The 11416-nt window shown below is 70.8% G+C and carries 8 protein-coding genes; all 8 read right to left on the bottom strand.

From position 1 onward, the window contains the following. Window positions 1–69: 69 nt before the first annotated feature. The 8 genes from OAW74_RS03680 to OAW74_RS03645 all read right to left on the bottom strand — a co-directional run bounded on the left by OAW74_RS03680 (window position 70) and on the right by OAW74_RS03645 (window position 11381). Window positions 70–1140, bottom strand: a complete 1071-nt coding sequence (locus OAW74_RS03680) for an aspartate-semialdehyde dehydrogenase (RefSeq protein WP_262872980.1) — start codon at window positions 1138–1140, stop codon at window positions 70–72. A gap of 191 nt (window positions 1141–1331) precedes the next feature. Beyond that, complete coding sequence (locus OAW74_RS03675) at window positions 1332–2927, bottom strand: collagen-binding domain-containing protein (protein WP_262872979.1); 1596 nt, start codon at window positions 2925–2927, stop codon at window positions 1332–1334. 217 nt (window positions 2928–3144) lie between these two features. Beyond that, window positions 3145–4428 (bottom strand): aspartate kinase, encoded by a 1284-nt coding sequence (locus OAW74_RS03670; RefSeq protein WP_262872978.1) that lies wholly within the window; start codon window positions 4426–4428, stop codon window positions 3145–3147. Window positions 4429–4506: 78 nt separating this feature from the next. Further along, window positions 4507–5439 carry a DMT family transporter gene (locus tag OAW74_RS03665; protein WP_262872977.1) on the bottom strand — a complete coding sequence of 311 codons (933 nt, stop codon included), beginning with the start codon at window positions 5437–5439 and terminating at the stop codon, window positions 4507–4509. After that, window positions 5436–6029 carry a recombination mediator RecR gene (gene recR / locus OAW74_RS03660; RefSeq protein ID WP_262872976.1) on the bottom strand — a complete coding sequence of 198 codons (594 nt, stop codon included), beginning with the start codon at window positions 6027–6029 and terminating at the stop codon, window positions 5436–5438. Before recR ends, OAW74_RS03665 begins: the two co-directional genes overlap by 4 nt. Further along, a complete protein-coding gene (locus OAW74_RS03655; RefSeq protein ID WP_262872975.1) occupies window positions 6029–8092 on the bottom strand; it encodes a DNA polymerase III subunit gamma and tau in 2064 nt (687 codons plus the stop codon). The genes recR and OAW74_RS03655 overlap by 1 nt, the downstream gene beginning before the upstream one ends. A 38-nt stretch (window positions 8093–8130) precedes the next feature. Further along, window positions 8131–10659, bottom strand: coding sequence for a glycoside hydrolase family 65 protein (locus OAW74_RS03650; protein ID WP_262872974.1), 2529 nt, complete (start codon window positions 10657–10659; stop codon window positions 8131–8133). After that, window positions 10656–11381: an HAD family hydrolase gene (locus tag OAW74_RS03645; protein WP_262872973.1), complete on the bottom strand. Its 726-nt coding sequence runs from the start codon at window positions 11379–11381 to the stop codon at window positions 10656–10658. The genes OAW74_RS03650 and OAW74_RS03645 overlap by 4 nt, the downstream gene beginning before the upstream one ends. Between the last annotated feature and the right edge of the window lie 35 nt (window positions 11382–11416).

The following is an 11416-nucleotide window of genomic DNA, read 5'->3' as shown; positions in this document are numbered from 1 at the left end:
GCCGCTTGACGCCTCGCCGGGCGGCAAGGATCGCGGTTCTTGCCGCAGTGTTACGACGGATGCGGCCGCTTACGCCTTCGCGCCGAGCTTGGCGGCGACGACCTCGGCGATCTGCACCGCGTTGAGGGCGGCGCCCTTGCGCAGGTTGTCGTTCGAGATGAACAGCACGAGCCCCTTGCCCTCCGGCGCGGACTGGTCGGCGCGGATGCGGCCCACATAGCTCGGGTCGGTGCCGGCCGCCTGCAGCGGGGTGGGCACCTCTTCGAGGCGCACCCCCGGAGCGGCCGCGAGCACTTCGCGCGCACGCTCGGGCGTGATGTCGCGGGCGAACTCGACGTTGATCGAGAGAGAGTGACCGGTGAAGACCGGCACGCGCACGCAGGTGCCGGCGACACGGAGGTCCGGCAGCTCGAGGATCTTGCGGCTCTCGTTGCGCAGCTTCTTCTCTTCGTCGGTCTCGTTCTGACCGTCGTCGACGAGGTTGCCGGCGAACGGGATCACGTCGAACGCGATCGGGGCGATGTACTTCTCGGGCTGGGGGAAGTCGACCGCCGACCCGTCGTGCACGAGATCGAGCGTGTGCTGCTGGGCGAGCACGCCCTCGACCTGGCCGAGCAGCTCCTGCGCACCGGCGAGCCCGGAGCCCGACACCGCCTGGTAGGTGCTGACGATGAGACGCTCGAGGCCGGCTTCGGCGTCGAGCACCTTGAGCACCGGCATGGCGGCCATCGTGGTGCAGTTGGGGTTGGCGACGATGCCCTTGACGGCCTCGTCGATCGCGTGCGGGTTGACCTCGCTGACCACGAGCGGCACCTCGGGGTCCATCCGCCAGGCGCTCGAGTTGTCGATCACGAGGGCGCCGGCCTCGGCGAACCGAGGCGCGTGCGCGCGGCTACCGGTGGCCCCCGCCGAGAACAGGGCGATGTCGATGCCCGCGGGGTCGGCGGTGGCCACGTCTTCGATCACGACGGTCTGGCCGGCGAACTCGACCGAGGTGCCCGCCGAGCGCGCTGTGGCGAACAGTCTCAGCTCGCGGATCGGAAATCCCCGCTCGGCGAAAATCTCGCGCATGACGGTTCCGACCTGTCCGGTGGCGCCGACGACGGCGATGTTGAGTCCTGAATCGGAGATGCGGGTCATGGGCCGAGTCTATCGGGAGCGGAATGGGGCGGGCACCGGCGCTGGGGGTTGCGGATGCCCGCCCGACGACACCGGCCGGCGCGTGCACGAAAGGAAGAAGAGCGCGCCGACCGGAATCCACACGATCCGCGTGGGGGCGGGATCGATCCCTACAAACCTATCACGTGGTCAGACCACATGGTAGTCCGCCGTCATACCGTGCGCCGACGCCCCGCGATCAGGAACAGCACGCCGAGAGCGAGGCCCCCGATCGCGACGAGGAGCACACCGTAGCCCACCGACCCGCCCGTCGCTGCCAGGTCGTCGTCGCCCTCGTCGGGATCATCCGACGACACCGACCCGCCGGCGGTCGTGCCGCTGGGAGTGGGCGAGGGTGTGGCGACAGCACTCGCCGACGTCGTGGGCGTGGGTGTGGGAATCGGGCGGACCTGTGGCGTCGCCGTCGGAGTCGGGCTCGCGGTCGGCGTCACCGCGGGAGTCGCGGTCGGAGTCGCCGTGGGCGTCGCCGTCGGAGTCGCCGTCGGCGTCGCGGTGGGCGTCGCCGTCGGGGTCACGGTGGGCGTCGCCGTCGGAGTCGCCGTGGGAGTCGCGGTGGGCGTGGCCGTCGCCGTGGGGGTCGGGCTCGCGGTCGGGGTCGTCGTCGAGGGCAGCAGCCCGAGGAAGAGGTTCGTGTGCAGCTCCTTGCCGTTGCTGAGCACGGTGAGCTGCTTCGCGATGACCTGGCCCTCGACCTCGTGGCCGCCGTCGGCCTCCGAGGGGATGACCACGTGCGCCTGCGGCGCATACACGGCGCCGCGCACGACGCCGCCCCTGCTGGTGATCGTCACCGTGCCGGTGAGGTCGCTGAGATCCCACAGCACATAGCTGATGCCTTCGCCCGCGGCCGACTTGCCCGCGTTCGCATAGGTCGGGAGCGTGAGCTTGCCGCCGACGACGTCGGCCGCCGTGATCTTGATGATCAGCGGGGCCGTCTGCGAGTAGCCGTAGACATGGAACTTCGCGTCGCCGCCGAAGTCGGCCAGCGTCACCCGGTTCGGGCCGGTCGGGTCGAGGGTCAGTCGGGCCTCGCCTCCGGTCGTGATCGTGGGGGTCTTCCAGATGCCCGTCTGCGCCAGCAGCGCCGTGCCCTGATCCGTCGGGAAGTACGCGTCGAACGACGAGGCCGCGCTCGAGAAGGTGGCCGCCCCCGCGCCGGAGTTCCAGCTCTGCGTCTCTGACTCGAGCTGCGGGCTCATGTTCGTGGCGTTGACGGGCGCATAGGCGGTGCCGCTGCCGCCGAACTGCTGGCGGAACGTGTAGCCGGCGGGTGTCGCCTGGTCGATGATGACGGCATTGCCCATCTGGTACTGGGACTGCTTCTTGATCTGCACGACCTTCGGCACGGCCGTGTTGACGGCGAACGCCGAGAGCAGCATCCGATTCGCGACCCCGTCGATCGTGGGCAGCCCGTAGTCGGCGTTGCCGCCGATGCCGCCGTGATAGACGGGATACTGCAGGTTCGTGTTGCCCCGAGGGTCGCCGAAGGTGGCCGTGCCGCGGACGGCGAGCGTCCCTTCGAGTTCGCTGTTGCTCAGCACGGCGTCGCCGGTGACGAAGATCGTGTAGCCGTCGTCCGAGCCGATCGGGGTGGCGGCGGCCATGGGGTTGGCCAGCACCGGGTCCGCCGTGGCGGGCGAAGCGGCGGCGGCGAGCACGGTGGCAAGGGCGAAGCCGACGGCCGTGACCGTCGCGGTGGCGCGACGGAACATCGGCGACGTCGGACGCGCGAGGGCGCGCGGACGCGTCATGAGACCCCTCCTGGAGGGTGTTGTGCGATCCACCGCCGCGGAGTGATCCGTCGGGTCGGCGATGGGCATCCGGGGGATGCTTTTCGAGCGTATGCTCGCGCCGAACGGTGATCCGCTCGATTCAGCGCACTCGCGCGAGGCCTGTGCGAATCCTCACGTGTTCATGCGCCAGAATGCACTCTCAAGACGAGCGCAATGCCCGCCCAAGGGCGCCGCGTCAGCGGCCGGTGCCGGCGTGCACGACGGCTTCGATGTCGCCGTCGAGGCCGTAGGCGGTGTGCACGACGCGGGCTGCCTCGGCCAGATCGTCGCCGCGCACCACGACCGAGATGCGGATCTCGGAGGTCGAGATCATCTCGATGTTGATGCCCGAGACGCTCAGCGCCTCGAACAGCGTCGCCGAGACGCCGGAGTGCGTGCGCATGCCGGCGCCGACGACCGAGAGCTTGCCGATCTGGTCGTCGTGGATGAGGCTCTCGAAGCCGACGTCGTCACGGTCGGCGTCGAGCGCCCGCAGGGCCGCGGCCGCATCGCCCTTGGGGAGCGTGAACGAGATGTCGGTGCGCCCCGTGGCCGCCGCCGACACGTTCTGCACGATCATGTCGACGTTGGCGCCGCTGCGCGCGACGATCTTGAAGATCTCGGCGGCCTTGCCAGGCACATCGGGCACGCCGATGACGGTGATCTTGGCCTGTCCGAGGTCGGTCGCGACTCCCGCGACGATCGGCTCTTCCATGTCTTCTCCTTGACCGTTGGGCAGGGTCTGGCCGGGGCCGAGCACCCAGGTGCCCTCCCCCGAGCTGAAGGTGGATCGGGCGTGGATGAGCACGCCGTGGCGCCGCGCATACTCGACGGCGCGGATATAGAGGACCTTGGCGCCGTTGGCGGCCATCTCGAGCATCTCCTCGGCGGAGACGGCGTCAAGCTTGCGGGCCTTCGGGACGACGCGGGGGTCTGCCGTGAAGATCCCGTCGACGTCGCTGTAGATCTCGCAGACGTCGGCCTCGAGCGCCGCCGCGAGGGCGACGGCGGTCGTGTCGGAGCCGCCGCGGCCGAGCGTCGTGATGTCGCGCGTGTCGCGGTTGAAGCCCTGGAATCCGGCGACGATGACGATCGCGCCCTCGTCGAGCGCCTCGCGAAGCCGCACGGGGGTGACGTCGACGATGCGGGCGGCGCCGTGGGTCGCGTCCGTGATGACGCCGGCCTGGCTGCCGGTGAACGAGCGCGCCTCGAAGCCCATCGAGTGGATCGCCATCGCCAGCAGCGCCATCGAGATCCGCTCGCCGCTGGTCAGCAGCATGTCCAGCTCGCGGGGGGCGGGAATGGGGGCGACCTGGTGGGCGAGGTCGAGCAGTTCGTCGGTGGTGTCGCCCATCGCGCTGACGGCGACGACCACGTCGTGACCGGCGCGGCGCGTGTCGACGATGCGCTTGGCGACGCGCTTGATGCTCTCGGCGTCGGCGACCGACGACCCGCCGTACTTCTGGACGATCAGCGCCACGGTGGAACTCCTGGGGATGGGGACGACGGATGCTGCCGCCCAACGCACCATCTTACGGAGCCGGCCATGCCGCACCGCTCATGTGACGGGGCCCCGCACCCTGAACGTGCCGCCGGTCGCCGCCAGCCAGCATCCGACGACGACGAGCGGGAAGCCGATCACGAGCCCCGGGGTGATCGGCTCGCCCAGGAGCACGAAGCCCAGGGTCAGCGCCACGACCGGATTGACGTAGGTGAACAGAGGCGCGCGCACCGGGCCGACCTCGTCGATGAGGGCGAAGAAGCAGATGAAGGCCACCGCCGTGCACAGCACGCCCAGCAGCACGAGCGACACGGTGCTGCGCGCCGTCGGCACCTCGTGCTGGGTGAGCAGGGCGATGGGCAGGTAGGCGAGGCCGACCGCGAACAGCGACAGCGTCACCGATCCCAGCGACGGCACGCCGTTGAGCTTCGTGGCCACGATGAACGGCGCGATCGCATAGAGCAGGGCGACCAGCAGCACCTCCCCCACCGCGACGAGCGCACCGGGTCCACCGGAGGCGAACCCGGGGCCGATCACGATGACGGCGACGCCGATGAAGCCGACGAACAGGCCGATCATGCGCGCGGGGCGCAGCACGCCGCGGTCGCCGCGGCCGACCGCGATGAGCGCGGCGAACAGCGGAACCGTGGCGACCAGCAGCCCGGTCAGCCCAGACGAGAGGGTCTGCTCGGCGTGGCCGAGCAGCACGAAGGGACCCGCCATCTCGATCGCGCCGAAGGCGAGCACCCACGGCCACACCTTCAGCGCCGGCCGCAGGGCGCCCCGATGCAGGGCGAACGGCAGCAGCAGCAGACCGCCCAGCAGCGTGCGGCCGGCCACGATCGCCGCGGGCGAGATCGAGTCGACGGCCTCTTTGATGAAGAGGTAGGGCACGCCCCACAGCACGCACATGGCGGCGAACAGCGCCCAGCCCCGGCCGCTGAATCCCTGCGCCGCCGGCGACGATGCCGGCGCCACGGGCCCGCTCACAGCGTGCGGCGCCCCTCGAAGGCGCGGCCCAGGGTCACCTCGTCGGCGTACTCCAGATCGCCGCCGACCGGCAGCCCCGACGCCAGGCGCGACACCGTGATCTCGAGGGTGTGCAGCAGCCGGCTGAGGTAGGTCGCCGTCGCCTCGCCCTCGAGATTGGGGTTCGTGGCGAGGATGACCTCCTGCACAGTGCCGTCGGCGAGCCGCTGCATGAGCTGGGTGATCCGCAGGTCGTCGGGCCCGATTCCCGCAATGGGGCTGATGGCGCCGCCGAGCACGTGATAGAGCCCGCGGAACTCGCGGGTGCGCTCGATCGCCGCGACGTCTTTGGCGTCTTCGACAACGCAGATGAGGGTCTGGTTGCGCCGCGGGTCGCGGCAGATCGCGCAGCGCTCCTGCTCCGACACGTTGCCGCACACCTCGCAGAACTTCACCCGCTCGCGGATGTCGGCCAGCAGCGTCGCCAGATGCGAGACGTCGAAGTTCGGCGTCTGGAGGATGTGGAACGTGATGCGCTGGGCCGACTTCGGCCCGATTCCGGGAAGCCGCCCGAACTCGTCGATCAGGTCTTGGACGATGCCGTCGTACATCAGCGGAACCTCGTGGGCGGCTCGTAGGGCTCTTCGCGCACGAAGGTGGCACCCAGCACCTGTCGCACGACCGCCTCGCCGTAGCGCTGTACGCCGCCCGGCATCGCGGGCAGGCGCCGTGCGACCGTCGGCGGCACGGGCGTCTCGGCGGGAGGCCCGGGGTCGGGCTCCGGCGCATCGTCGTCGTCGGGCCAGGGCGACGGCTCGACGTCGCCCGACGGCAGCACGTCTCCCTCGCGCACCGGAGCGAGCGTGGCGGTGCGCACGGCGACGGCCGCGACCTCTTCCGGCTCGTCGTCGACGGCGAGCGACGGCCCCTCGTAGGGGGCGGATGCCGCCGGCGCCGGCTCGTCGGCGGGGATCGCGGCGACCGCCCACTCCGTCACGGGAGCAGCGGCGGCCGGACGCGACGGCGCCGACACGGGTGCGGTGGGGCGGACCGGAGCAGCCGCCGGCTCGTCAGCCGGCGGCGATGCTTTTCCCGGTGCCGCCGGGGGCGCCTCGCCCGAGAGCCTCGCGATGTAGCGCACGCGGATGCCGAGCACGGCCACGATCGCCTGCCGCAGGTCTTCGCTGGGGCCGGCGCCGGCCGAGAGCTGCTTGAACTTGGCGAGGTCTCCTGCGCTGGAGAAGCCCAACGTGAGCACGTCGCCCTCGAAGGCGGTCACCTCGGCGCCGACGACGATCATCCACGACGTGCGCGAGATGCCCTCGAGCTTCGAGAGCACTTCTGGCCACGCGCTGCGCACCTGCGTCGCCTCCACGGGGCCGGAAGGCACGACGGGGACGGGCGCCGGCGTCGGCTCGGCGAGCGGCTCGGCGGCGGGCGACGCAGCGGGCGACGCGACCGACGCGGGAGCAGGCGACGCGACCGACGCGGGAGCAGGCGACGCGACCGGCGCGGGAGCAGGCGACGCGACCGACGCGGGAGCGGCGACGGGCCCCGCCGCCGCAGCGGCGCCCGAACCCGCCGTGAGCACCCTTGCGACCATGAGCTCGAGCTGCAGACGCGGCGAGGTGGCCCCGCTCATCTCGTCGAGGGTCGCGATCACGAGGTCGGCGACCTGCGAGAGGCGCTGGGGCCCGAAGGCGGCGGCCTGGCGCTGCATGCGGGCGAGGTCTTCGGCCGAGATGCCGCGCAGCACGGCGGCCGCGCCCTGTCCGGTGGCGGCGACGACGATGAGGTCGCGCAGGCGCTCGAGCAGATCGTCGACGAAGCGGCGGGGGTCTTGACCGGTCTGCACGACGCGGTCGACGGCGGCGAACGCGCCCGCCGCATCCCCTGCCCCGAACGCGTCGACCACCTCGTCCAGCAGCTCGGCGTGTGTGTAGCCCAGCAGTGCGACGGCGCGGGCGTAGGCGACCTTCGCGTCTTCTGAGCCCGCGATCAGCTGGTCGAGCAGCGACAGCGTGTCGCGGGGCGAGCCGCCGCCCGCGCGCACGACCAGCGGCAGCACGCCGGCTTCGACCTGCACGCCCTCCTGCTCGCACAGCGACTGGACGTACTCGAGCATCGCGGCCGGCGGCACCAACCGGAAGGGATAGTGGTGCGTGCGCGAGCGGATCGTGCCGATGACCTTCTCGGGCTCCGTCGTCGCGAAGATGAACTTGACGTGATCGGGGGGCTCTTCGACGAGCTTGAGCAGGGCGTTGAAGCCCTGCGGGGTGACCATGTGGGCCTCGTCGAGGATGAAGATCTTGAAGCGGTCGCGGGCGGGGGCGAACACCGCCCGCTCGCGCAGGTCGCGCGCGTCGTCGACGCCGTTGTGGCTGGCCGCGTCGATCTCGACGACATCGAGGGATCCGCCGCCGCCGCGGCCGAGCTCGACGCAGCTGTCGCAGCGCCCGCACGGGGTGTCGGTGGGACCCTCCGCGCAGTTGAGGCAGCGCGCGAGGATGCGCGCCGACGTCGTCTTGCCGCAGCCTCGAGGGCCGGAGAACAGATAGGCGTGGCCCACCCGATCGCCGCGGAGCGCCGTCATGAGTGGATCGGTGACCTGCGACTGCCCGATCATCTCGCCGAACGACTCAGGGCGGTAGCGGCGATACAGAGCGGTGGTCACTCTTCCAGCCTACGGCGTGGGTGCGACATCCAGCCCGCTCACACGTCCGCGCCGTGCTCGAGATCGGCGGGCTCGCCGATGATCGGGATGGCGGTCGTGACGACGGGGACGGATGCCGACAGCAGCGTGCCGTCTTCGAGCGGAGTGTCGGCGAACTGCTCGATGCTGGGGCGGCCGGCCCGCACCGGCCCCTGGCCGTCCAGCGGCACCCGCACCGTCTCGCCTGGGCCGACCGCGTAGTCGGTGCCGCGCACCGTGAACGCGACGGCCTCGCCCTCCCCCGCGGTCACCGTGAGGGCGTCGATCGTGACCGTGACGGCCAGGCGCGTGCCCTTCCAGTGCAGCACGAAGCTCAGCGACGGCCAGTCGGCCGGAAGCCTCGGATCGAAGCTCAGCTCGCCGAAGTAGTCGCGCATGCCGCCGAAGCCCGACACCAGCGCCGTCCACACTCCGCCCGCGGAGGCGACGTGCACGCCGTCGGCGGCGTTGTGGTGCAGGTCGCCGAGGTCGACGAACAGCGCCTGGCGGAAGTACTCGAGGGCGAGATCCTGGTAGCCGACCTCTGCGGCCAGGATCGACTGCACGACCGCCGACAGCGTCGAGTCGCCCGTGGTCAGCGGGTCGTAGTACTCGAAGTCGGCGAGCTTCTCCTCCGCCGTGAAGTGGTTGCCCTGCAAGAAGAGGGCGAGCACGACGTCGGCCTGCTTGAGCACCTGGTAGCGGTAGATCACGAGCGGGTGGAAGTGCAGCAGCAGCGGCCGCTTGTCGGGCGGGGTTGCCGCCAGATCCCATACCTCCCGCTCGAGGAAGACGGCGTCCTGCGGATGGATGCCCAGGGCAGGGCTGAACGGGATGTGCAGCGCCTCGGCGGCCCGCTCCCACTCGTCGGCCTCGCTCTCGTCGAGTCCGAGCCGATCGACCATGTGACGGTAGACCTCGCCGTCGTGCTCCTGCATCATCCGCACGATGCGCGCCGCGAACCGCAGGTTGAAGCGGGCCATGACGTTCGTGAAGAGGTTGTCGTTGACGACGGTCGTGTACTCGTCAGGACCCGTCACGCCGTGGATGTGGAAGGTCTCGCCCTCCCCCTCGCCGTCGGTCGGGTCGCTCGTGCGCCAGAAGCCGAGCGTGTACCACAGGCGCGCCGTCTCGACCGCGATGTCGACGCCCTCTCGGAAGAGGAAGTCGATGTCTTCCGTGGCCCGCGCGTACTTGGCGAGGGCGTAGCTGACGTCGGCGTTGATGTGGTACTGGGCGGTGCCGGCGGCGTAGTAGGCCGACGCCTCCTCGCCGTTGATCGTGCGCCAGGGGAACAGGGCGCCCGCCTCGTTGAGCATGAACGCGCGCCGGCGCGCGGCGGGCAGCATGAGCCCCCGCATCCGCAGCGCGTTCCTCGCCCACAGCGGGGTCGTATAGGTGAGGAACGGGAGCACGTAGATCTCGGTGTCCCAGAAGTAGTGGCCGCTGTAGCCGGAGCCGCTCACGCCCTTGGCCGGCACGCCCGACCCGTCGGCGCGCGACGCGGCCTGCGCGAGCGCGAACAGGCACCAGCGCGTGGCCTGCTGCACGTCGTCGTGGCCTTCGATCACGACGTCCGAACGCTCCCAGAAGCCGTCGAGCCATGCACGCTGGCGGTCGTAGACCGACGCCACGCCTTCGGCCAGCGCCCGGTCGAGCGTGCGCCGGCAGCGGTCGACGAGCTCGCGGGCGGGCACTCCGCGGGAGGTGTGATAGCTCACGAGCTTGGTGATGGTCGTGGGAACGCCCGCCTTGGCCCGCACGCGGAAGACGTTCTTGGCGATGTCGGGCTCGATGAGCCGGCGCGCGTCATAGGGGTTCTCGGTCTCGATGATGTGGTCGGCGACCACCGCGAAGGTCATGCCCGACTCGGTGACCTTGTAGGCCAGCGCCGAGCGGTTGGCGTCCTGCCAGTACTCCTGCGGCTGCAGCACGCGCTCGTGGATGCGCTCCGCCTTCCGAGGGTCGAAGCCCGCCTTCCTGGGCGCACTGGGCGTGCCGCCGTAGACGTCTTCGCCGTCCTGCCGGTTGATCAGCTGGCAGCTGACGGTGACCGGAGCGTCGGAGTTGAGCACCGTGATCGCGAGCCGCATGAGGGCGAGGTGCTTCTCTTCGAACGAGACGAGGCGGTCGAAGTCGATCTGCACCTCTTTGCCACTGGGCGTCACCCACAGCAGTCGCCGTCGCAGCACGCCGTCGCGGAAATCGAGCGAGCGCTCGTAATCGCGCACGTCGGCGACATCGAGTGAGAGGGGCTCGTCGTCGACGTAGACGCGCATGACCTTCGCGTCGGGGGCGTTGATGATCGTCTGGCCCACCTCGGCGAAGCCGTAGGCCTGCTCCGCGTGGCGGATCGGGAAGGTCTCGTGGAACCCGTTGATGAAGGTGCCGTGCTCGTGCGCGTGGCGCCCCTCCGGCTGGTTGCCGCGGAGGCCGAGGTAGCCGTTGCCAACGGCGAACACCGTCTCGGTGACCCCGGCGTCTTCGAGCGAGAAGCTCGTCTCGACCAGGCGCCACGGGTCGACGGGAAAGCGGTCGCGATCCATCATGAGACGAACTCCTCCAGGTCCGAGACGATCACGTGGGCACCGGCGGCGCGCAGGGCCTCGACGCCGACGCCGCGGTCGACGCCGACGACCAGCGCGAAGCCTCCCGCGACGGCCGAGCGCACGCCGCTGATGGCGTCTTCGACGGCGGCGCTGCGGGCGGGATCGACTCCCAGCATCCGCGCCGCCTCGACGAAGACGTCGGGCGCGGGCTTGCTGGCGAGGTGATCGCGCTCGGCGATGACGCCGTCCATGACGACAGGGAACCGATCGCGGATGCCGGCGACGCCCAGCACCTCCTCGGCGTTCTTGGAGCTCGAGACGACCGCCACCGTCGTGCCGGCGTCGCGCAGCACGTTCAGCAGGTCGAGCGAACCGGGGTAGGCGGCGATTCCCTCATCGCGCAGCACGCGCTCGAAGAAGGCGTTCTTGCGGTTGCCGATGCCGCAGACGGTGTCGGCGGTCGGGGAGTCGGCCGGGTCTCCCCACGGCACCTCGACGTCGCGGCTGCGCAGCAGGCTCGCGACGCCGTCATAGCGCTTCTTGCCGTCGAGATGCTCGAAGTAGTCGGCCTCCGTGTAGGGCGGCTCGATGCTCCACGCGGCGAAGAGTTCGGTGAACATCGTCTGCCACGCGTGCATGTGCACCTCGGCGGTGGGGGTGAGCACCCCGTCGAGGTCGAAGAGCACGGCGTCGTAGGAGGTCAGGTCCGGGAGCTGTTCCACTGGCACACCGCCAGCGTAGCCGCGGGGTGTTACGC

The organism is Microbacterium fluvii (assembly GCF_025515205.1).
GTDB lineage: Bacteria > Actinomycetota > Actinomycetes > Actinomycetales > Microbacteriaceae > Microbacterium > Microbacterium fluvii.
The sequence above is the reverse complement of the archived record's forward strand: the minus strand, read 5'-3'. Positions and strand labels throughout refer to the sequence as shown.

Excerpts from the sequence above, each read along its gene's own strand:
- recR (WP_262872976.1), bottom strand. The coding sequence starts at position 6,029 with ATGTACGACGGCATCGTCCAAGACCTGATCGACGAGTTCGGGCGGCTT.
- OAW74_RS03650 (WP_262872974.1), bottom strand. The coding sequence starts at position 10,659 with ATGATGGATCGCGACCGCTTTCCCGTCGACCCGTGGCGCCTGGTCGAG.
- OAW74_RS03675 (WP_262872979.1), bottom strand. The coding sequence starts at position 2,927 with ATGACGCGTCCGCGCGCCCTCGCGCGTCCGACGTCGCCGATGTTCCGT.
- OAW74_RS03680 (WP_262872980.1), bottom strand. The coding sequence starts at position 1,140 with ATGACCCGCATCTCCGATTCAGGACTCAACATCGCCGTCGTCGGCGCC.